26 protein-coding genes are annotated in these 22,258 nt (G+C 47.5%); 13 read left to right on the forward strand and 13 right to left on the reverse strand.

The window, feature by feature from the left end:
* Positions 1-497, reverse strand: a 497-nt coding sequence (locus SGI97_09675; protein ID MDZ4724156.1) for a hypothetical protein, incomplete at its 3' end; no start/stop codon positions are given.
* A 175-nt stretch (positions 498-672) separates the two neighbouring features.
* Between SGI97_09675 and SGI97_09680 the strand changes: the two genes are divergently transcribed.
* The 3 genes from SGI97_09680 to SGI97_09690 all read left to right on the forward strand — a co-directional run bounded on the left by SGI97_09680 (position 673) and on the right by SGI97_09690 (position 1,808).
* Positions 673-903, forward strand: a complete 231-nt coding sequence (locus tag SGI97_09680; GenBank protein ID MDZ4724157.1) for a DUF3185 domain-containing protein — start codon at positions 673-675, stop codon at positions 901-903.
* A gap of 195 nt (positions 904-1,098) precedes the next feature.
* Positions 1,099-1,410 (forward strand): hypothetical protein, encoded by a 312-nt coding sequence (locus SGI97_09685; protein MDZ4724158.1) that lies wholly within the window; start codon positions 1,099-1,101, stop codon positions 1,408-1,410.
* A 47-nt stretch (positions 1,411-1,457) separates the two neighbouring features.
* On the forward strand, positions 1,458-1,808 hold the full coding sequence (locus SGI97_09690) for a hypothetical protein (GenBank protein ID MDZ4724159.1): 351 nt from the start codon (positions 1,458-1,460) through the stop codon (positions 1,806-1,808).
* A gap of 60 nt (positions 1,809-1,868) precedes the next feature.
* On the opposite strand, the gene SGI97_09695 is transcribed toward SGI97_09690, so the two are convergent.
* The gene (locus SGI97_09695) at positions 1,869-3,698 is read right to left on the reverse strand and encodes a DUF4153 domain-containing protein (protein ID MDZ4724160.1); all 1,830 of its coding nucleotides are present in this window, start codon (positions 3,696-3,698) and stop codon (positions 1,869-1,871) included.
* Between the two features lie 287 nt (positions 3,699-3,985).
* Complete coding sequence (locus SGI97_09700; protein ID MDZ4724161.1) at positions 3,986-6,730, reverse strand: protein kinase; 2,745 nt, start codon at positions 6,728-6,730, stop codon at positions 3,986-3,988.
* 202 nt (positions 6,731-6,932) lie between these two features.
* On the opposite strand from SGI97_09700, the gene SGI97_09705 reads away from it, so the two are divergent.
* Entirely contained in the window at positions 6,933-7,547 is a 615-nt protein-coding gene (locus SGI97_09705) for a YdeI/OmpD-associated family protein (protein MDZ4724162.1), read from the forward strand.
* 27 nt (positions 7,548-7,574) lie between these two features.
* Here SGI97_09705 and SGI97_09710 read toward each other — a convergent pair whose 3' ends face one another.
* From SGI97_09710 to SGI97_09720, 3 genes are all read right to left on the reverse strand, one after another.
* On the reverse strand, positions 7,575-8,021 hold the full coding sequence (locus SGI97_09710) for a hypothetical protein (protein ID MDZ4724163.1): 447 nt from the start codon (positions 8,019-8,021) through the stop codon (positions 7,575-7,577).
* A complete protein-coding gene (locus tag SGI97_09715; protein MDZ4724164.1) occupies positions 7,993-8,601 on the reverse strand; it encodes a nucleotidyltransferase domain-containing protein in 609 nt (202 codons plus the stop codon). Before SGI97_09715 ends, SGI97_09710 begins: the two co-directional genes overlap by 29 nt.
* A 266-nt stretch (positions 8,602-8,867) precedes the next feature.
* Positions 8,868-9,596, reverse strand: a complete 729-nt coding sequence (locus SGI97_09720) for a hypothetical protein (protein MDZ4724165.1) — start codon at positions 9,594-9,596, stop codon at positions 8,868-8,870.
* A 220-nt stretch (positions 9,597-9,816) separates the two neighbouring features.
* On the opposite strand from SGI97_09720, the gene SGI97_09725 reads away from it, so the two are divergent.
* A complete protein-coding gene (locus SGI97_09725) occupies positions 9,817-11,337 on the forward strand; it encodes a fused MFS/spermidine synthase (protein MDZ4724166.1) in 1,521 nt (506 codons plus the stop codon).
* Here SGI97_09725 and SGI97_09730 read toward each other — a convergent pair whose 3' ends face one another.
* Both SGI97_09730 and SGI97_09735 read right to left on the reverse strand, forming a co-directional pair.
* A complete protein-coding gene (locus SGI97_09730) occupies positions 11,338-11,685 on the reverse strand; it encodes a hypothetical protein (GenBank protein ID MDZ4724167.1) in 348 nt (115 codons plus the stop codon). It abuts the gene before it with no gap.
* Positions 11,686-11,802: 117 nt separating this feature from the next.
* Entirely contained in the window at positions 11,803-12,924 is a 1,122-nt protein-coding gene (locus SGI97_09735) for a hypothetical protein (protein ID MDZ4724168.1), read from the reverse strand.
* A gap of 412 nt (positions 12,925-13,336) precedes the next feature.
* Here SGI97_09735 and SGI97_09740 point away from each other — a divergent pair, with 412 nt between their 5' ends.
* Positions 13,337-14,212 carry an NmrA family NAD(P)-binding protein gene (locus tag SGI97_09740; protein MDZ4724169.1) on the forward strand — a complete coding sequence of 292 codons (876 nt, stop codon included), beginning with the start codon at positions 13,337-13,339 and terminating at the stop codon, positions 14,210-14,212.
* Between the two features lie 18 nt (positions 14,213-14,230).
* Here SGI97_09740 and SGI97_09745 read toward each other — a convergent pair whose 3' ends face one another.
* The 4 genes from SGI97_09745 to SGI97_09760 form a co-directional block, all read right to left on the reverse strand.
* Entirely contained in the window at positions 14,231-14,740 is a 510-nt protein-coding gene (locus tag SGI97_09745; protein MDZ4724170.1) for a DinB family protein, read from the reverse strand.
* Between the two features lie 43 nt (positions 14,741-14,783).
* Positions 14,784-15,086, reverse strand: coding sequence for a hypothetical protein (locus SGI97_09750; GenBank protein ID MDZ4724171.1), 303 nt, complete (start codon positions 15,084-15,086; stop codon positions 14,784-14,786).
* Between the two features lie 97 nt (positions 15,087-15,183).
* Positions 15,184-15,597, reverse strand: a complete 414-nt coding sequence (locus SGI97_09755) for a DUF6691 family protein (GenBank protein MDZ4724172.1) — start codon at positions 15,595-15,597, stop codon at positions 15,184-15,186.
* A gap of 12 nt (positions 15,598-15,609) precedes the next feature.
* Positions 15,610-16,179 carry a YeeE/YedE thiosulfate transporter family protein gene (locus SGI97_09760; protein MDZ4724173.1) on the reverse strand — a complete coding sequence of 190 codons (570 nt, stop codon included), beginning with the start codon at positions 16,177-16,179 and terminating at the stop codon, positions 15,610-15,612.
* A gap of 347 nt (positions 16,180-16,526) precedes the next feature.
* Between SGI97_09760 and SGI97_09765 the strand changes: the two genes are divergently transcribed.
* From SGI97_09765 to SGI97_09795, 7 genes are all read left to right on the forward strand, one after another.
* Positions 16,527-16,835, forward strand: a complete 309-nt coding sequence (locus tag SGI97_09765; GenBank protein ID MDZ4724174.1) for a hypothetical protein — start codon at positions 16,527-16,529, stop codon at positions 16,833-16,835.
* A gap of 334 nt (positions 16,836-17,169) precedes the next feature.
* Positions 17,170-17,415, forward strand: coding sequence for an RNA-binding protein (locus SGI97_09770; GenBank protein ID MDZ4724175.1), 246 nt, complete (start codon positions 17,170-17,172; stop codon positions 17,413-17,415).
* 218 nt (positions 17,416-17,633) lie between these two features.
* On the forward strand, positions 17,634-18,164 hold the full coding sequence (locus SGI97_09775) for a hypothetical protein (GenBank protein ID MDZ4724176.1): 531 nt from the start codon (positions 17,634-17,636) through the stop codon (positions 18,162-18,164).
* Between the two features lie 67 nt (positions 18,165-18,231).
* Complete coding sequence (locus SGI97_09780; protein MDZ4724177.1) at positions 18,232-18,717, forward strand: hypothetical protein; 486 nt, start codon at positions 18,232-18,234, stop codon at positions 18,715-18,717.
* 34 nt (positions 18,718-18,751) lie between these two features.
* Positions 18,752-18,901: a lmo0937 family membrane protein gene (locus SGI97_09785; protein ID MDZ4724178.1), complete on the forward strand. Its 150-nt coding sequence runs from the start codon at positions 18,752-18,754 to the stop codon at positions 18,899-18,901.
* An 84-nt stretch (positions 18,902-18,985) separates the two neighbouring features.
* A complete protein-coding gene (locus SGI97_09790; GenBank protein ID MDZ4724179.1) occupies positions 18,986-20,236 on the forward strand; it encodes an ice-binding family protein in 1,251 nt (416 codons plus the stop codon).
* On the forward strand, positions 20,233-21,057 hold the full coding sequence (locus tag SGI97_09795) for an ion transporter (protein ID MDZ4724180.1): 825 nt from the start codon (positions 20,233-20,235) through the stop codon (positions 21,055-21,057). The genes SGI97_09790 and SGI97_09795 overlap by 4 nt, the downstream gene beginning before the upstream one ends.
* Positions 21,058-21,086: 29 nt before the next feature.
* Here the strand turns inward: SGI97_09795 and SGI97_09800 are convergent, their stop codons facing one another.
* Complete coding sequence (locus SGI97_09800; GenBank protein MDZ4724181.1) at positions 21,087-22,076, reverse strand: TerC family protein; 990 nt, start codon at positions 22,074-22,076, stop codon at positions 21,087-21,089.
* Positions 22,077-22,258 lie beyond the last annotated feature (182 nt).

The following is a 22,258-nucleotide window of genomic DNA, read 5'->3' on the forward strand; positions in this document are numbered from 1 at the left end:
ATTGCTTTTGAAGGTGTGTCGCCGACCATTGTTGCGAGATCAAGCGCACGATTATTCATTACGAAAAGATCATACGCTCCGTTGACTTTCGAGGCAAATACAATCTGACTAAAGTCGGGCGAACATGATGGCGCCGTCGCGCCATTATGGAACTTAGCCCACTGAATAGTACTGCCATCATTTATGTTGTGAATGAACAGTTGAGTCATACCGTCTCTTTTCGACACAAAAATCAATCCACTGCCTCCCGATGCCCATGTCGTGTAGACATCCTGCATCGTATCGTTGGTAATATTTCTGATTAACTTTCCTTCAATATCAGTGATAAAAATATCCCACTGGCCGTCGACTCTGGCCGACAGGCTGAGATATTTGCTGTCGGGTGAAAAACAGGCTTCCTGCACAAACACTTCTTTGGATGGAGAAGCGCGGAGAGGAACCGAGATAGTAAGAACACAAAACAGAGCGAGGATTCGTGAAGAAATTATCTGTGGCATAAAGGTTTGCTCCTAAAGTATAGGATAGTTAAGTCGTGTCCCAATATCAATTCCTCTCTCTCTTCTGCAATTTCCCACTTGGCAATCCCTTCTAGACAAAAGTGTTTTGGCTTTGTTTTCGAAGTCTGACAGCCTACATTATCTGTTGAATACGTTTAACACGGGAGCGAGTTCCATGAAATCACTCATAATCATCGGAATCATTTTGATAATCGTCGGCGCCATCGGACTCATTTACGGAGGCATCACCTACACGACGAACAAAGACGCCATCGATTTTGGCGGAATCGAATTTCAGATTAATGAAAGAGAGCGCATCGACATGCCTCCTATCCTCGGAGGTATCGCCATGGCTGTCGGGGTGGGCCTTGTGTTTATAGGCAGAAAGGGAAAATCGCGCGAATAGACACGCTGTGAGCCACGTTCGCACAATTGCTTGGGACGAGAGACGCAAAAATCTTTCGTCCTATTTTGTCTGTGAGCGCGTATATTGTAAGTGGGCCAATTGTTGGATGTTGTTCCGACAAGGAGAAAGAAAAGATGAATTCCAGCTTTCGCTGGAAAGACATTACAGCGGAAATGATACTACAAGGAGAACACTATGACAGATAGATTTGACGACAAACGAATTAACGATGCGCTTGCATTGCTCAATGAGGTCGCGCGCGACAAGAAAGCCGAGCTCCAGCAGACCATCGGCTCAAAATATTCCGAACTGAAATCACTCGCCGACACCTTCAGCGCCAGCGCCGAGGAACAACTCGCCGCGACACTCCATGCCGGCAAAGACAAAGCGAAAGAAATTGTGGCCGATGTCGACGCCAAGGTGCGAAATAATCCCTGGCCGTTTATTGGCGGCGCGGCAGTAGTCAGTCTGCTGCTGGGCATAATGCTCGGACGCTCGAAAAAATAATTGTAAAATGAAAACACGCATCAACACTTTAACGCGCAAGGCAAAGTATGTTGAATGAACTAATTTCCGGAATAGTGCGCTCGTTTGTGCAACCGTGGATTGATCTGGCCAAAACCAACGCCGTCATTTACTATATCGAAGGGATAAAAATTGTTCGCAACACTGCGCTTGCGGTGTGTGCGCTGATCTTTTGCACAACGCTCGCGGTAGCTGGGCTTCTGCTCTTGCCGCTTGGATTGTGTTTGTATATGCCCTGGACGCCGGAAACAAAAGCGATCGTGATTGTTGCTTTCGCGCTTCTGTATTTGGGAGTGGGGATTACCGTGGGGGCTATACTCTTCTCGGAAAAACGCTGGATGAAAATGACCGGCGCCAGCAGGATGCTGGAGAAGCTGTAATCAGATTATAGATTCAAATACAGAATTGAAATCATCAGTGGCTTTGCTTTGGGACCCTGCTCACCGTCTCCGCAGGAGAACGTACCCTTTAAATGAATCTATTTTCAGAGAGTCAGCCTCAAATCGTCCGGACAGTTCAAGGATTATGATTTGTGCATCAAAGCCCGATCCTGCAACGGAAAATGTCAACTCTTCATCTGGAACATGAACAAGGTTGACAAGGTCTGGCAGACTTTCAATCTGATTCGTTAGATGAAGGTATGCTGAATCTACCAGAACACCATCAGTGATAATATTGATAGACAAATGTCCACTTTGCAGATTAAACTTTATGGAACATGAATCTCCATTTTTTAATTTTGATCCATAGCTAACATTCTCCAATGGGTCGGCAAGATAGCGTGGCATCTCAATGAGATACTCAAAATCTTTGATATTAACGGCTGTCCCCTTATTCGCATAAAGAGAAAGACGCCGCTGAGTGTCCGTATTATCAGGCGATGAATATTCGAACCCAAGTTTCTCTGTCATTGACTTGACCGACGACCGGCCATAAGCAGTGTCTACTGAGATCAACACACTGTAATTCACCCACTTTGAAAATGCTTCTGCTCCATGCCAGTCAAGTAGATATTCTGTGATAGAGCTCATCTCTCTTCTATCTTCAATTGATAGCTGCGGTTGGGCAGAAGCCCGGATGCTGTCGGGCGGGAGATTGTACTTTGTTAAATATGCATCCAACCTCGCCAGCTGACTGTTCTCGGAAACCGAAAAGGCGCTCCACGGCCCGAACGCTGATATGAGTGCGATTGACGCAATAACTATCGGGATGGTTCGTATGTCTTTCCGGCGGCTGAAAACAAAATAGAAAACCACAACTGCGAGCCCGACCGCCATGGCGATCACCAAATATCGGTTGATCGTAATGCCATAATCGGAAATTCGCTCGAGCACTGCCAAAAAAAGCATAGCGATGAGAGGGATGAGCGCAAGGAAGAAGCGTTTGATGAAGGTACGGATCCATGTATTCTCAGCCTTATCTTTCAACGGCCACAAGAGCAGTAGAGAAAGAATCCCCACGACTGAAAACCCGAGAACAAGATGGGAAACCCAGCCTTTCGGCCAGTTCCACTGAGCAATAATCTTGAGTTCATAAATGTAGAGGATAACAAGATAAAGCCCGACCAGTGGCAGTAGGATATATTGGGCGAAGACGCTGAGACCCTTTGGATACTCATAATTGTCATTTAGTTCTGTAAGATTGCGAGGGACACCAGCAAGAAATATCCAGGTATTAACTATACCAGCGAGAACAATCCATAATTCGAAGTAGCTTTCCTCATCTATGTCAATGCCGAACAGGTGTTCAGCGGAAGACAAAGTGAGTATCAGTCCGAGGTATAGAACCGCTGAATAGAGCGCGGCAGTCAAAAAGCGAAGAAAGAGGGATTTGTTGTATTGCCAGAAACCATTGACCTGATAACCTCGAAGAAACGGCAGGAAGGCTACCAACAAATGAAAAACGACAGCCAGTAAGGCAAAGCGAACCAGATAGAGATTTGGCTCATAACTTTTTTCCGGAAGCGACAGGTAATACAAGAAGAGCAAAACCGCTCCGAAACTCTGGAGGATAATCGAAAATTTTCGGCGCCAATTTTGTTTCTCGGCGAATAAGGCCAACGCTGTAAAGAGCGAGAGACCAAGAACGCTCGCAAAACACATATTCTCAAATGTGTGCCGTGATGTGTTGTCCTGCCTCATTTCGACAAGAACAATTCCAAGAATTACCGAAACACAAGCGCTCAGCATGGTGAACGGAAAACGCGCGAAGGTCTCGATAGCGTCATTGTAAAGTTGATAAAACGAGGGGAATTTGGAGAAAAGCGACATACACCACTTATCCAACCAGAGGTTCTGTGTATTCGTTACTCGCAGAGAGTTGAACTGTTGTTAGAGTGTTATACATAGGCGTTGGCATGACAAGTTAAAAATGGAAGGAGATTCCCGGTGCAAGAAACGTGGTTGAAAATAGTTGGTGAGGAGAATAGGGGTCAATAGTCTGTCAATCCAGTGAATGCTCGAATCCACTATTCTCTTCCACTTCAGTTATTACCATGTGAAAAAGAGGTTTTGTCAGAAATTACCGAGTAGGTTTCATAAATATATGAGGGAACTCCTCAGCGCTCTTTTCCATCCGGCGGTTTCCAGTTCAATACCACATTCAACGGCGCAAGCACTGCCGGGCGGATAACTGTGTTGACCAAAAAGCGCGACCCGTCGGTCGTAACGTCATATTCCGCGCCACCCCCGTAGAAGTCATATGTCTTAATTGCAATCCCTGTGTTAAAAAGCATAACTGGCGAACTGAATTCAGACGGAGAGAGAGGATTGATTGTGACCTCCATGAGGTTCGCATTCAGATCAAGATAGTTAATCGCTTTTCCGTCCCGTCTCCACCGAGGGTTTAGCCCTCCGTTTGAAGAAATTTGCGAAAGTTCGCTCGTACCGGTCAGGGGCCGAATATAGATCTCAGGCCTCTCAGATTGATTTGACGAATAAACAATCCATTCGCCGTCCGGCGAGAATTGACCTTGAGATTGAAAGCTGCGCCCACCGGCAATAACTTTGATGGAGGCGATATCATCATATTTCATTATAGCCAGGTCTAACGATCCGGTCGAATCGGTGATTTGGAAAAGGATGGACTGTCCATCCGCAGACCAGTCTGACGGGTGTGGATTGCCGTTAGGCAACAGCAAACTAAGGTCTTCGTGGGTGAGAAGAGTGATTTCATTTCCTGAGCCGCTTGCAAGATGTTCCGCAATCCGGGCAGGGCTTCCGTCCTTGTGGGAGGCATACAGGAGTCTCTTGTCATCGGTAGACCAAATCGGGCTCTCATCACTGTTTTTGATATCAGCTGTAATTCGAGTGCTGATATTCTTTTTTAGGTCAATGGTCCAAAGACTGACGGGCTGTTCTCCTGCTTCGTGCGAATACCGGCTGTTTAGACGACACACCGCGGCGCGCTGGTTGTCATGAGAAAGACTCACCCCCACGTCAGTATTTGGTGCATCCGCATTGCCCAGCCTGTTTCCTTTTCTGTCAAACCAAACGAGCTGGGTGATGGGCTGTGACCCTCCCTGCCGATAAAGCAAAGTTCCATTTTCACCTGCCGCTATCGCGGCGGTTCCTGGAATGGGATTAATTGAAATATTGTCCGCCACCAGAACGGCGTTGCCTATTAACGAAGGGGGATCAAGTTCAATTCTTTGCGCCATCAAACTGGATCCCCGCATGAAGAGCAGATAGTCGGGTGGCAGAAAGCCGGCATTGTACTCATTCGCCAGCAGTTTCTTTCCCTCTTTTGATCCAAACTTTGCCAAATAAATTGATCTATTCCCTTCGGCGTCTGGAGGAACACGATAGATATAGTGCTTTTTGTCAGGAAGTAGAATTGGCCACGAGTGTCCGTTCTTCTCATGGACAGTCTCAATATCGAGAATTGGTTCAGGTGTGCCGCCATCCGCAGAAATACGCATGATGGGACGCCGTCCGCTTTCAAAGATAATAGTGCCATCTTCAAGCCAAACTACGCCTCCAAAACCGCCATCCAGGCTTTCATAGATATCCTGCGGAGAGCCTCCTGCAAGCGATACTTTGCTTATTCTGGCTGGATTAGAGCGTTCAAATCCGATGAAACTGCCATCTGGCGACCAGAACGGACCCTCCCCGCCTTCGGTCCCCTGAATGCGGATCATTCTATTGGACGAAAGCTGCCTCAGAGCAATATAGGACACGCCGAGCGAGTCTTGCATAGACATCGCTATTTTACTGCCATCGGGCGACAGTGCAAAGTCAGGAGTTGAGGAGCGTATGTATTTTGCATTCGGCTCTTCAGGAATCACAAACCTGATTTCCTTTGCAGTCGCGGAGTCTTCTGTTTTCATTACTAATTGTGAGACGGTGTACGCGAGACCGAAGACCAATACGGCGGCAAGGATCATCATCGGGGGTTTGTTTGATGTGAACGATCTGTCTTTCTCTGATGGAGTCTTGAGGTCAAAGTTTCCGTCAGAGAGCCATTTCAACTGCAGTTTCAAGTCATGCGCCGATTGGAATCTCTCATCAGGATCTTTTGAAAGACATGTCTTTACAATCCGTTCGACTGCAGGCGGGGACATAGGCTGGATGTCTGAGATCGGAGTCGGCTCACGTTCCAAAATTGCCGCTATCAGACTCGCCTGGCTCTTTCCTTCAAAAGCTCTCTTTCCGGTAGTCATCTCATAGAGCATCGCGCCAAAAGCAAATATATCGGAGCGGGCATCGGCCTCATTTCCCTCAAGTTGTTCCGGTGACATATATTGCAGGGTTCCAAGAATTGTCCCTTTGCCGGTCATGCCGGATGTTCTTGTCATGTCGGCTTGGCCCTGCACCGCCCCGCTTGTCTGAGTGAGCTTGGCCAGCCCGAAATCCAACAGCTTAGCTCCAGATTTAGTGAGCATGACATTTGCAGGTTTCAAATCCCGGTGTATGAGTCCTTGTCGATGTGCCTTGTCGAGGGCGTCAGCAATCTGGACTGCTATGCGGAGAAGTTCATCGGTCGCCAGCGGCCCTCGCGTTAGCCGAGCAGAAAGCGTTGTACCTTCAAGATATTCCATCACAAGATAGTCGATTCCATTCTCAGCGCCGACATCGTAGAGAGTACATATATTGGGATGGTTGAGGCTCGATACTGCGCGAGCTTCGCGCTCGAACCGCTGGCGCAGTTCGCCGTTGTCGGCAGTCTGTCCAAGCAGGACTTTGATCGCGACAATCCGATCAAGCCGGCTGTCGCGGGCTTTGTAGACTTCGCCCATCCCGCCGGCGCCGAGTGGGCTGAGGACTTCGTATGGCCCAAGTTTTGTGCCGGTTGTCAATGCCATGTCAATTCATCCTAACTTTCAAAATAGTACCCATTTCTTCCTCGGCAATGTACATGCAAGTCCATTATTGCCAAAAGAAAAAAACGAGACGGCTCGTGTCACAAATTGCCCCATTCCGCCCTTCCTTCCTTGACAAATCAACGCCTCGTTTATTACAATTACTCAGCAGAAATTAACCCATATCACAAGGAGCGCGGTTATCATGGGTAAAAAAGATGCGCGGGTCGATGCCTACATCGCCAAGTCGGCCGATTTCGCCAAACCGATTTTAGTCCACCTTCGTGAGACCGTCCACCATGCCTGCCCCGCCGTCGAAGAAACCATGAAGTGGAGTTTTCCGCACTTTGAATACAAAGGCGTGCTCTGCAGCATGGCATCATTCAAAGCGCATGCGTCGTTCGGTTTCTGGAAAGGAAGTCTGCTCGGTGAGAAAGAAGGGATGGTTGTTAAGGCGGATGATACGTCAATGGGACATCTTGGACGCATCACAAAAATCGCCGATTTGCCCAATAAAAAAACGATGACGCAACTCATCAAGGATGCGATGAAACTCAATGATGACGGCGTGAAAGTCCCCAAAACGCCGAGGGTAACAGCAACGACCCCGCTTGAGATACCAGATTATTTTATAAAGGCGCTCCGCAGGAACAAAGAGGCGCAGAAGGCTTTCGGCGCTTTTTCACCGAGCCACAAAAAAGAATATATCGAGTGGATAGTTGAAGCCAAATCCGATGCCACGCGCGAGAAACGCATTGAGCAGGCGCTTGAATGGATGTCCGAAGGCAAAAGCAGAAATTGGAAGTATGTGCGGAAATAGAGGGGAGGAAAGACGTACGTCGAAGCGTCAGGGCTTCAACAAGTGCGGGAATTTTGACTTTAGCCATGCCTGCAACTCAACGTATAATTCTTTTGCTATCGCAAGTGCTTCGTTCATCTCGGCTTCGGATACCGTGTCTGCGGCATCGTAGTTGACAACCGCGCGCTTTTTGCGGATCGTTTGCAATGCTGAGACAAGATTTTTATCCGGTTTGAGAGTATATCTGAGCGATTCGATTGTTCGGTAATGATGTCCTTCCACTTCGGGTGCGCGATAACCGCTCACGCGCAAGGCAATTGTCGCCAAGCCAAGTACGGCGTTGTAGGCAATAGCCAATCTCCAATCAAGGCCAATGGTCGTTTTTGTGGCTTCATCAATATCACGATTTACCTTGAGAAGCAAGACCTCGACTTCTTCTGCGCTCGAAGAATGTGATTTGAGCCAGCTACTTTTGAGCCAATCGTCCAAGGTCATTTTTTGTGCCAATAATAAAGAGTTTCTCGGATGCAACTACGCTACGAATAAAATGATTCTTGCTGCCTGCCTTGTCTGAAAACTCCTCAGGCGAGTACAAAGTTTGATTTATGGGACGCATGAGAGTTTCTTCGACTTTATTAAGCGCCGCAGCAAGTGCCCGCATTTCCACTTTTCCTACAATCATGATATCTATGTCGCTTTTGGATGTATCAGAGCTTCTGGCAATTGAACCGTACACAAAGGCCACAACGATGTCCTTTCGAAATTTTTCCAAGGATTCAGTAACTGTTTCTACCACTCCAAATGTCTTGATCACAATTGCTTTCAGGTCAGCATAAATCATGCACTCAGGATCGGCCCAATAATATTTCTGTCTGCCCACCTTCTCCGAGGACAGAATTCCAGCCTCCGTCAGTGATTTTAACTCTCTTTGAACTGTTCCTGGCGAAGCATTCACTAAGCGAGTAATTTCGCGGAAGTAATGCCGACTCTCGGATAGAAAGAACAGAGTAAAAAGCTGCCGCTTAATTTTCGGAAATAGAGATGCGCCAATGCTTATAGTTTTCTTCTGTTTCATGACTTTCCGCTTCGATCTCATATTGAGACCAATTGTACTCAAATTGAGATCAGATGTCAACTTTTTTCAATTGTTGCGAACCCTATCGAATACCTCGCGCCTTAAGCCAAATCGGATATTTTGTCCCAAGCCATTTTTTGCTTTCGCCAGCCTGCCGGACGCACTTTAGTTTAGTATGGATGTCCGTAGGCAAAAGCAAGAAACGGAAGTATGTGCGGAGGTAGGGGCGGGGATGTAGCTCTCTCTGCGCACACGAATCAGAACATTTAGTCGGTATTCATTATTTCGCCCATGCTATAAAGCTCTGACTTTTCGTGATCGCCGCTTTTGTTCCATAAAATCCATAAACCGTCCTTCTTGCCGTCGATTTTCAGGCCTACATTGATCCTGGAGCTTTCTATGGTCCATTCTGCCCATAAATCAAGATCAGAGTTGTAATACGGACTCCTTGAAGCGTCAAATGGGTGCTCGTAATTGTGAAAGCTTCCGTCTACAATGGGAACAAGGAGATCTCCATATAGATAAAATGATTGCGAATCAACTGTCAAACCGTCGTTCGCATTCTTAAATGCATTGACTAAGTTTCCTGACTTATTCCAGGTACAAAGCCCATGTAGTGTTCCACCGCGGTAGTGAAGCAATTTCCTGAAGGTGCCATCGAGATTCCATCCTATTTCGGGACCATCCTGTAGTCCGTTGAAATATGATAATTCTTCGACGCGGTGATCAGAGCTATCCCATCTAACCCAAGCACCGACTTTGGCTTCCTCGGCGTAGTGCCCATCCCATTCCAATTGGCCGTTTGCGTGCCACGATCGGAAAAAGCCATATTTCTTTGTAGTTTCGTTTCCTCCCCAATAGAGAGTTTGGTACTGCTCCTGAAGCTGGCCGTTTAAATAGCGTACTTCAACGGTATCAATTTTCGTTTCATGCCATGCGAAAATACTAGATGGGACAAAGATGCACAATGTAATCAGAATTATTAATTGCTTCATATCAATACTTTGCTCAATCTGCAAATTAGCATTTTAAGCGTCGTCGAGTAACAAAAAAAGCTTCCTATTTTTTTAGCTGCGGCTTTTAGCGCCTGCTCTGGGCCCCCCCGTAATTCACCTTGAAGACTGCTATAATTTACGCTATACTAATTGCAACTTACTCGAGCGACAGCGGGAAAGCGATGACCGAAACAAACCGTCAAAGCAGGAGCGAATGTCTATGCGCAGTTTTTATATTTACTCGGCCGTAATTGTCTGCGGGGCATCAGTCCTGGCAATTGAATTGCTCGGCACTCGTGTCATCGCGCCGTTCTATGGCGCAAGTCTCTATCTTTGGTCGGCGCTCATCAGCGTGACCCTTGCCGCTCTCAGTCTCGGCTATGCCATCGGCGGCCGCTTGGCCGACCGCGATGCTTCACTTGGCCGTTTTTGTACTATCATAGGCATTGCTGGGTTATGGATTGCTGTCATTCCCTTTTTGCGACTCCCTGTTCTTGGAATAACCGAAGCGCTCGGCCTGCGAACGGCGGTCCTTCTCACAGCCACAATCCTCTTCTTTCCGCCTCTTGCGCTATTAGGCATGATAAGTCCGTATGCGATTCGTCTCAAGGCCAGCAGTTTGGATGAGGTCGGACGTACAGCGGGCAATCTGTATGCTATCTCAACTTTGGCAAGTGTCGCCGCGGCGATTGCGACCGGCTTTTTTCTCATACCCAATATGGGCGTCTCCCGTCTGGTCTTTTTCATTGGGGTCATACTCATGGTGACTGCGCTTATCGGAATTGCCAGCCAAAGAAGATGGCGCGCGGCTACTGTTCCGTTGATACTCATCGCGGCGTTTGCTCTCTTGTTATTCTTTTCACCTGCGCAGGCGGCTGACCCTAAAATAGGTCTTGTCGCTATTGAAGAGAGCGCCTATGCCGAGATTCGCGTGGTCGACCGCAATGATTTGCGGTATATGATTATTGATGGAAGCACACACACCATTGTCGATCCAAGCACGTGGCAGTCGCACTTTCCTTACGTGAATGTAATGGAAATTGCCAAAGGCTTTTTTGATAAGCCTGAAAAAATGCTCTTAGTAGGGCTTGGCGGCGGTTCGGTCGCCAAAAATTTCGCCCGCGACGGATGGAATGTAGATGCGGTGGAGATCGACCCGGTCGTGACCAAAGTGGCTCGCGCTCATTTCGGCTTTAAACCTGACGATGCCGAAGTGTATGAGATGGACGCCCGCCAGTATCTGATAACTCATGAAAAAAAGTATAACCTGATCGTAATGGATGCTTTTGGAAGCAGTTCCATTCCGTTTCATCTGGTAACCAAGGAGGCGTTTGCGCTTATCAAATCACGCCTTGCCCCTGGTGGTGTTCTCGCGATGAATGTGGAGGCGATCGGCTGGCGCGATGTCCTTATTACTTCGCTTGCCGCAACAGCAAATCAGGAATTTAAGAATGTCATTGTTCTGCCTATAGCCGAGCCCCCAGACCAGATAGGGAATCTTGTGCTTTTGATGTCCGATAAGCCGCTCGTCTTGAAACAGGAACTGCCCGCTCCTACTGACCGCTTTTCGCCTGAATATGACCAAACCCATGCTTGGGACAATCGCTTTCAGGTGGATACAACAGGAATTCAGATTCTGACAGATGAACTCAATCCGGTTGATGTCTGGGCGGAACGAATCAATCTTGTTGCAAGAAAAGACCTTCACAAATATTTCCCTGAGAAAGGAATTGCTTGGTAGTCAGTTGCCGTCCAACGGCACTATTTCACCGCTAACAATGATATCCACCGGATGTCCTTCTATAGTCTTGGGAACCTTGCTGGTTATTTCCTCGGATTCTTCAAACACGAGCACCTGAATGCACGGTGTGCCATCTTCGAGTTGACCGACTGCGACACCAGTCACACCCGGTATTGCCATGAGCGAATCGACATGGGTGTCCATGACTTCGATGATATCTCGTATTGGCACTTGTTTCCCGCTTTCGCTGCTCTCATTTTTAGAATTGCATGAATACGCGATTATTGTAATCAAAATTAATAATATTACAAGTCCAACCCTTTGCAATCGCCTCGTATCATTTGTCATTGTGGCCTCTCTGGTTCACGCCTGGGTAATCTTCCATAATAGAAAATGCCTGCCCCCGATATTCATCAAGGGCAGGCGTATCAAATCTGTTTCAACTAGACTGAAACGAATAAATCCTTAGATTCCAACCATGCTAGCGCCAAAGAAGCTTAACACTTGTCCGATCGGATTCGCAACTGCAATACTGGAGCTTCCAGCGAAGAGAAGACCAACGGCGCGCGGATTACTGGTAACGTCCTGAACCATAAGGGAGCCGGAATCGCCGCCCGCGAGGAACCTGGATCCGGAATTGCTAATCAGAATCTGGCCCGTGAATGTCTTAGTGAATGCCGCACCGCCGGCGCATTCGTTATCGTAGGCAACGCTCACTGTGGCGTTTAAACCGCTGACGCTACTTCGCGTAAGACCGGTTGTACGGCCGCTCTTCTTGACAGCCTGGCCAACTGAAGCCGCGATTGTCGCAGATGTCAATGAGCCAACTTCAAGTATCGCGCCACTCGTGTTAACTGCGCCTGTGATAATAGTGGCGCTGGATGCATCGACATTACTTCCCGGCAAGGAACTGGACTTAACCAATGTTGCCACATTTTGTGCCGTTGCAGCGTTACAGCCTACATCGATAAGCCCTGGCTGGATTATATTATCGCCCGTAGTAGCCACGACTCCATTGCCTCCGTTGACAATGTCAGCCTCAAAAACGTGGTAGTTACTGAGGATTCGCTGCTGTGAGCCAACTTGGATTAAGGAGCCAAGGGTTCCGCCGCAACAGTAACCATTCGCGAGATCCTGGCGCCATCCGCCCGATGTACCGAGTTGAATCGGAAGCGTCTGCTTGGCTGTGTGACTTACACCGCCGCCCTTCATCGCGACGATTCTATCGGTCAGAACGACTTTGGTCTTAACGCCGTCGAGCACCAATGGTGCGCCCCTGCGGGCTCTCTCTGAAGTCACCAAAACCATGACTGCCGGTTCACCGTCATCACCAATTGTGGTCGCAGTACCGATGACATCTGGATCGGACATGAGCTGTTTGGTGTGCTTGTCCTGAACGGCCATAACTGATTGAACGCGTGGGTTTGAAGCGCTGAGCTCAATGCCGCCCCGAGGGTCTTGGATATCTGTATTTGGCGCAATTGGCGAGTCGCCATTACTGGAACAACCAGTCCAGACAATGGCGGCGGTGATAGCGAGGGCGCTCAAGAAAGTAAGCGCCTTGAATTTCATTGTCGATTTCTTCATCGTTACGTACTCCTAATCTATTTCTATCATCTTTTGACAACGTGAGGTTCCCAGAGAGGAAAGAGAAATTATCTTTATCCTATGAGAATAGCTCACCGCCCCTAATGCGGCTAATTGATGTCTTATTCTCCTTCCAGACTTTGGCGGTTAAAGACTTCTGCGCTTCTTCGCACTGTGCCATTTTCTAATGATGTATGAAGTCTGTACTTAAATATCTCCAGATTAGTATATAAGCTTTTTTTTAAAAAGCAACTTCAATCGCATCTTTGAGGAGCTTTTCTCTGCCCTCTATGACATCCGGAAGCAGTTGCCATCGGCCCCCGCACGGCTTACCTTGAGCGTCCAAAGCATGTGCGGATTGTATAACCATACAAGATTTGGGCAACAAAGCAAATAGGGAGAATCAGTCAGTATGAATATCTTAGTTATCGGCGGGACCGGAACAGTGGGAAGCCACATTGTCAGCGGCCTCTCGCAGAAAAAGATAAATGCGAAGGTTATGTTACGCTCAAACGCCAAGGCGGCTGAACTGCCCGCCGGAGCCTCGCCAGTCCTAGGTGACATTGAGCAACCATCGTGCCTAACGGATGTATTCGCAAGGATCGACAATCTTTTCTTTTTGACACCGGTCAGCCAGACCGAAACTGAGCAGGGCTTGGCGGTAGTAGATGCCGCAAAGAAGACCGGAATAAAGCGGATTGTCTATATGTCGGTGGCGCTTCCGAAGGGCTCGGAGCATATCCCGCACTTTGGCAGCAAAATACCAATCGAACAGGCGATCCTAAAATCCACTATCCCTTTCACCATCCTGAGACCGAACAATTTCATGCAGAACGATTTCTGGTATAAAGATGCAATTCTCAAATATAGCGTCTATCCTCAGCCGATTGGAAACAAAGGAATGAACAGAATTGACGTCCGGGATATTGCTGATGCAGCTGTTAACGCCCTCACCAGCCAAGCTCATGAAGGAAAGACATATACACTTCATGGTCCCGATGTCCATACCGGAATCGGCACTGCGAAAATCTACTCCAGATATCTTGAACGGCCGATCAACTATGGCGGCGATGATCTTGATGTTTGGTCAAAGCAGGCTCTCACGATGCTGCCCGAATGGATGGTACATGACTTCCGCATTATGTATGAGTATTTTCAGCAGAATGGGTTCACGGCCACGTACCAGGAATTGGCCGAACAGGAGAAAGTGATTGGTCACCTCCCTCGGACTTTTGAGACCTTTCTTGAGGAGATTACACCGAGTTGGAAAAGTTCGGTAACTGTGTGAGAGGGTGATACGCGTCGTCTATTCTCCGCTGAGTTTTATCTTTGTCTTGCCGACCCATTTGGGAGCGGAGTTGATTCGTAGACGGAGCAGGAGGTTCAACTGCGCCGTATGGTGCTGAACATGACGCATATTATAGAGCAACAGTTCGGCGATTGTCAGCTCGGGGCGGTTGAAATCGCACCGCTCATTGGCATTGTCATCGGTAAGAGACACAATTGCGGCGCGGGACTTGTTGCGTCCGTAATTCAGATAGCTCAGCATCTCATCTTTGGTGTACACACGTTCGGGCATGCCGCCTGCCGGGTCGAGTTCCGAGAGTGTAATAGGTGATGGCGGCGCAAATCCCTTGTCGGTACCGGAGGAGTAATAATCGAGAAAGAAGAGGGTGTGATAGACCCAATACCAATACTCATGGTACACACTGCGGTCGCCCCACAAATCTTCAGGGCAGGCGACGATCGCATTCTCTAGCATATCAATTGCCGCCCCGAATTGCTGCCAGATGATTGTTTGCCAGGTGGTGGTCATAGTGGATTGAAAATAGCTCTTTTAACGGCCTGCGTCAATTACATTATTGTCTGACAGTTTTAGTTACCCAAAGATACAAAATCGGCATGAATAGAATTTCCGCGATTAGAGATGCAAGTATGTCCTTACCATAAAGTATTAAATCTTTGTTTTTATCTCCTTCTAACATAGCTAGATTAGAAGCTTGCCAATAGTTAACTGTATCTTTAGGAACTAATGCATCCTGCTTTGCAGCATCAGTAAAATTCCCGTTTTTACCAGGCACAGGAACTTCAACCTCTTTTGAAGGTATATAATCGGGAGTGTAATTATAGAGTAGTATTGTAAGACCTACGATAAGAATCAATAAGCCTATTAAGATTTAGTAATTGAGAAATAACCTTAAGAAGGGTTTTGTCTTTTTCTTCTTGATTTTCCATTGTAATTTCTTTGTTAAGATTAATTTAGTGAGGAAGCTTGTCTTTTATAACACCGTAGAGATACGTTCCAATTAGAGCAAACAAAAAAACAATACCCATTGATAAGTAACCATATCCAATATTTACCACCATAGGCCCAGGGCAGGCACCTGATAAGGCCCATCCCAATCCGAATATTGTACCGCCTATAAGATAACAAGGAGTTGATTTATCTTTCGGGAAAAATTTAATCGGGTTTCCGCTAATATCACGCATATTAAATTTTTTTATTACTGCCACCCCAATAACTCCTAAAATAACCGCTGTGCCAATAATGCCATACATGTGGAACGCTTGAAAACGAAACATTTCCTGAATACGATACCACGAGAATGCTTCAGACTTAGCCATTACAATTCCAAACAATACGCCAGTAACTAAAAATTTTATTAGTTTCATATATAATTTATTTTAGTATATAGATAAAAAAATTAAGGGTAAAAAAATAAATGTCATTGCTAAACCGCCAATAAAAAAACCAACTACGGCAATTAGTGACGGGGCTTGTAAATCCGACAAGCCGCTTATGGCATGCCCCGATGTACAGCCGCCCGCGTATCTTGAACCAAAGCCAACCATTAAACCGCCAATAGCAAGAATTAGAAATCCTTTTAAAGAAAGTACGGCATCCCAACCAAAAATTTCCGGGGGTTGAACCGATGTAGGAGCCCCAATACCTAGTTTAGCTAAATCGTTAATAGTTGATGTTGCTATTTTTACAGGTTCATCGGTAGAAAGAAATTGGTGTGTAACAAAGCCTCCTACAATAGCGCCTATTAAAAAAACTAAATTCCAAATTTGTGATCTCCAATTAAAATCAAAAAATTTAACTTTCTTTCCTGCACCTGCAATAGCACACATTGTTCTTAAATTTGCCGAAAAACCAAAAGATTGACCGAAGAATAGCATCAAAAACATTATCAGTGAAATGATGATTCCGGATACGTACCACGTCCAGGGTTGCTGAATAAATTCTAACATATTTTTAATTTTTTAGATGAAATGAAATAATTGGTTTAAATAAATAATTGGTTAATTTTTCAGTTGCGCTGGCATGAAACAAGTTGCTTTTGCCGTGTGTACCAATGCATACAATGTCAACCTCTTGCATTTGATTGAAATGGATAACGCCATTTTCAACATCTAAATCATTTAATAAATGGTTTTCATAATTACTAGTACCATGTTCGTGTACTGCTCCCCATTAGTCAAGCAGATTTGAAGAGTGTCTCATTATACTGCTCCCCATTAGTGCGTAGCCGATGTTAAACGAGTAGCTCCTACTAATTTCACATAGGAGTTAGTCGTGGAGAAACGAAAGTGGGAGAGTGAGCGAAGACTTCCAGCGCTTTTTTAAAAATGTCACGCTCTTCAGTCACATGGATAAACCATTCCCTTTGGTCATCGGCCAACTGCCGACGCAACCGTCGCATATCCTCGGCTTCAGCCGATTGATGACCCGTACCGGGAAAGGCCGCCTCACCATCCCCTTTCAGCTTCGTCCGCTACACATGCAGAACATTCTCGCTGATTCCGAGATCGCGGGCGACCCCGGACACGCTCCGACCAGGTTCATAACTCAGCCGAACGGCCTCCAGTTTGAACTGCCGGTCATACGTACGACGCGTCTGATTTGACATGCACACACCTCCAGATAGGAATATAACCCCATCTTCTTGTTGTGTCCACTAAACCGGGGGAAGGTCAGAGTAACGACTTACAAGCTATTGCGATGATAAACAGCAATATCCAATTAAATAGGAGTAGGTTATGCAATAAATATGAGATATGCTGAGGAGTTAATATTAGTTTGAATTCGACCTTGTCGAAGTCTTGTCTAACACCCAACACTTCCCCATCGCCCAATTCTAATTGATCGCGCTTGTACGCGCTATTCCTCTAGATGTCTTAAAGTGACTGGCTTCGTCGTAAGTCCAGTACTCATTAAGACCAGTAAGAACGGAGGGTAGAATGAATATCTACATCGGCAACATGTCGTCTGAGACGACAGAAGATCAGTTGCGCCAGGCCTTTCAGGCATTTGGCGAAGTGTCAACCATCAACATCATTAAAGACAAAGACAGCGGTCAGCCAAAAGGGTTCGCCTTTGTCGAAATGCCGACGGCAAACGAAGGTACAGCGGCCATCACCGGCCTAAATGGCCAACAGTTAAATGGACGCGCGTTGAAAGTCAACGAAGCGAAAGCGCGCGTCTAAAGCGGCAACCGCAGCTGGTTACCGCTGCCAAAAGGAAATTACATGTCAAAAAAACTCAATCTATTTTTACTCGTTTCGCTGACGCTCTTTATTGCGTCGTGCGGTACTGACAGCACAACCGACTATTTTTACTCGTTTCGCTGACGCTCTTTATTGCGTCGTGCGGTACTGACAGCACAACCGATCAGAAAGCTGGCACGGCGCTAACCGAAACGGCGGTGAAAACGACCACCCATGTTACCATGCCGGAGAATACGGCTATCGCCGTCACTCTCATCGATTCAATCGATACTGATGTTCAGCAATCAGGCGAGGAATTTCTCGCCAGACTTTCCGAGCCCGTTGTCGTGGATGGACACACCCTGTTTGCAGATGGCGCCAAGGCAAAAGGGATACTGAACAAAGTTGTCGAGTCTGGCCGTCTCAAGACCCCCGCCGAACTGAATTTTAGTTTATCTGCCATTCAAGATAGAAGTGGCCGCTGGATTAATATCGCTACTGATATGATTATGGAAAAGCACGGCTCCCATACCAGCAGAGAAGTCGCGATGATAGGCGGCGGTGCTATAGTCGGCGGTGTAATCGGTAAGATAATAGACAAAAAAGGAAGCACGGAAATAGGCGCTGTGGCCGGCGCCATAGCAGGCACCGGACTGTCTGCCGCCACCGGTAAAAAAGACATCTTCTACGGGGCAGGCACTGAAGTTACCTTCTATTCGAGTCAGTCGACTCAGATCGCGTTGAGATAGCGATAGTGCGGATTAATCAACCGTCTTCTGTAAAAGAGAACCAGCCAAATCGTAAAAGGAATACATGATGAAAAAGATTCTTACACTCGTACTAACAGTAGGTTTGTTTTGCACCTTACCGGTCTCCTCACAGGCACGCCCCGCTGGCTTTCGCGGTATGGGACCGAGAGTCGGGTTAACGGTCAATCCCGATCAGTTTCACTTTGGCGGTCATATCGATTTCGGAGATATTGCTCCTCGATGGATGATGATTCCAAATATAGAAATAGGTGTCGGTGATGACTTTACCACAATTGCACCAACATTTGAACTCGATTATCGCTTCCGCGACAACTGGGGTGTCTGGACACCGTATCTCGGCGGCGGCATAGGTCCAATCTTTTACTCTCATAAAAACGGAGCCAGCGCCTCTGAAGTTGCCCTCTATCTGCAGTTTGGTATAGGTAAAGGCTCAGTTGCCGCTGAGACCGGGCATTTCTTTATCGAAGGGAAACTCGGTTTAGTTGATGCTCCTGATTTTAAAGCCACTGTCGGCTGGACATTCGGAAACTAAACTCTCCGTAAAACAATCATATCAAAGAGTTTCTATGCTGTGGACAATAGCTGTAATTCTGTTAATTCTATGGGCGCTTGGCTTGGTGACAGGCTATACGATAAGTGGTTTCATTCATATTCTGATAGTAATTGCCATTGTGGCTGTGCTGCTGAGGATAATTTCCGGCCGACGGGTTATGTGATGCGGTGTGGGTATCGTTGGGCAACACGGGCCAGCCCGCGGGGGCTTCGCATGAGCGCGGCCGGTTTACTTAGGGCTTTTTTGTATGAAGCGTGTTATCGGAAAAGAATCCGGCACGTTCAATGTATATAACTCGCGGGAGTTTGCGGCTATCAATTCTTTGGGGATAACGCCGCCGTTCCGCAACTGCAGTGTTTTCACAAGCAACTGCGATACTATCTTGAAACTGTGGGAAGGGAGCCGAGTGCGATTTTTCTGTCTTGAAGTTAAGAAACGAAACAATACGAAAAATGAGATGCAAATCTCATTTATAAAAGAAAGAAAAAGTATGAAAATGAAAATTCTGAATCATTTTATGAAGATTTCAAGTACGACGATGGTGATGGCGCTGCTCTTCACGGCGTTCATCGCCGGATGTGGAGACGACAATGGTCCGACGGGTGGAACTCCCGATACGACACCGCCAACGGTATTGTCCACAAACCCAATTAACGGCGGCACTGGTGTGGCCGTCATAAGTGCGACCTTCAGTGAGTCGATGAGCGCGTCATCCATCAGCCAGACATCGTTTACTGTTAAAGGCCCTGGTGTAACTGCAGTGGCAGGGACGGTCTCCTATGATGACGCCAACTACCGCGCGTCGTTTGTTCCATCGAGCGACCTCGCACCATCCACCTCCTTTACTGCGACGATTACGATCGCTGCCAAAGATGGTGCGGGTAATGCGCTGGCTGGTAACTATGTTTGGAGTTTCACAACTTTAGCTGCTGCAACAGTCCAACCGACGGTACCTCTGGCATCGTGTGTAAATTATGCGGTTCTAGCCGGATCCACAGTTACTAACACCGGCGCCACCAACATCACGGGAGATGTGGGTTTAAGCCCAGGCTCATCAATGACCGGCTTTCCTCCCGGAATAATTGTCGGTACGACACATATTGCCGATCCTTCCGCGGCTCAGGCAAAACTCGATTTGACTACTGCCTATAACAACGCCGCCGGGCGAACTTTGGGCCCTGTCTCTGTGGCCGGCAACATTGGCGGATTGACACTTCCTCCGGGCCTCTATAAATCCACCTCCGGGCTGGCGATTTCTTCTGGAGATCTCACTCTCGATGCCAAGGGAAACGCCAATGCCGTCTGGATATTCCAGATAGCATCTACACTTACCACTACCTCCGGTCGCAAAGTAATACTGAGCGGCGGCGCAAAGGCCGCCAACATCTTTTGGCAGGTCGGCACCTCGGCAACTCTGGGAACGACTTCAGTTCTCAAGGGAACCATCATGGCTGATCAGTCAATCACGATGAATACCGGTGCGTCATGCAGCACTTGAGTAGGATCGCAAACTCGACCTTTTTTGATCGCTTTACCCTTGGCTTGATCATTGTATCAAGTATTGTCATTGGACTCCTTAGCTATCCACAGGTCGTTGCAGCTGCTGGCTCATGGCTGATGCCCCTCGAAACAATCATCCTTTGGCTTTTCGTGCTGGAGATGGTGATCCGAATTGGAGCGTTATGGCCGCGGTCATGGAGATATCTGGCCAGCGGATGGAACATCTTCGACTTGCTCATCGTCATCGCTTCGGTGCTTCCGGTCCACAGCGAGGCTGCCTCGGTGTTTCGCTTGATACGAGTCCTACGGGCATTGCGCCTGCTCAAGGCAGTCCCGGGACTGCAGGTGGTCGTGCGCGGAATGATCAAGAGTGTGGGCTCACTTGGTTACGTGAGCCTTATTCTGTGCATTCATTTCTACATCTACGGTCTGGCTGGCATCAAACTGTTCGGAGTAATGGATCCCATTCACTTCGGCTCCCTATCAGAAGTCTTCCTCACCCTGTTTCAAGTGGTGACGCTGGAAGGATGGGTTGACGTTATGCGCGGATTGATAGCAGCCGGCGCCAGCCAACTAGTAGCTGGGATCTATTTTGTATCTTTCATACTGATCGGTACGATGGTCATCATGAACCTTGTCATTGGCGTTATTATCAACAACATGATGGAGTCCCAGAAAGAACTCCTGACGGACACAGCGCATGATGAGTCGTCACAAAATGCGGTAATCCGCGAAATCAATCAGCTTGAAGGGATAGTTGATTCTCTCAAGAGTGAAGTTGCGAAACTTCGGTCGCTCCTAACCGATCGCCAGCAGTAGCGGGATCGTTATTCGGAATGTGCCTCGATTCAAGTCTTGTGACCCGAATCGAAGGTACTTTTAACTGGTGCAGTCTCCTTACGCGGCCAGATGAGAGACGCAACGATTGAGCCAGCGATGATCAAGCCCACCACCCCCAGAGAAATGCCTATCGGGATCTTGTAAAGGTCCGACAGCACCATCTTGACTCCAACAAAGACCAGAATGATCGAGAGCCCATAGTGTAGATGGTGAAATAGCTTCATCACACCGGCCAATGCAAAATAGAGAGAGCGTAAGCCCAGAATAGCAAAGACATTGGCCGTGAATACAATGTACGGGTCTTTGGTCACTGCAAAAATGGCCGGAATCGAATCTACTGCGAATATGATGTCGCTTGACTCAACCAAGATCAATACGACGAATAATGGAGTGGCCAGCCATTTACCCCCCTCGCGTACAAAGAAGTGCTTTCCCCTGTAGTCGGCGGTAACGGCGACCATTTTCTGAAACAGTCGCAAGATAGGATTTCGTTCTGGATGGATCTGCTTGTCTTTTGCCCAAGCCATCTTGATGCCGGTGAAGACCAGGAACCCACCGAAGAGGTAGATGATGGCATGAAACTTCGCAATCAACAATGCCCCGAGCGCGATGAAGATGGCGCGGAAAATCAGCGCACCGATGATCCCCCAGAACAAGACTCGATGCTGATATTGTGCGGCCACATTGAAGTACGAGAAAATGAGGAGGAATACGAATACGTTGTCGATGCTGAGAGACTTCTCGATAAGGTAGCCGGTGAGAAACTCCAGGGCCGCTCCGGTACCCCGTCCGGGTGAAATTGTCTCGTATCGGTAGTAGACAAAGGCCATGAAAGCCAGTGCCAGAACAATCCAGACAGCGGTCCAGATTAACGACTCGCGAACGCTTACCACATGATCACGCCGGTGGAAGATCCCCAGGTCAAGCGCCAGCATGCCAAGCACAAATAGGATGAATGCTCCGTAGAGGAGAGTCTGATTCTGTAAGTACGCTTCCATAGCTCCGGAATATAGACTCACACCATCGAATTGCAAAGTCCAAACTGAGTGGTCTTCTCAGAACGTTAGTCAACATGATCCGTACCAGTAATTTACGGTCCAGTTCGGATGGTGTTCGATCAACCCTCAGTTAATACAACTAGGGGATTCGGTTGTCATGGTCGCCATGCCCGTACCAACGC

Source organism: Candidatus Zixiibacteriota bacterium, assembly GCA_034439475.1.
GTDB lineage: Bacteria > Zixibacteria > MSB-5A5 > GN15 > FEB-12 > JAWXAN01.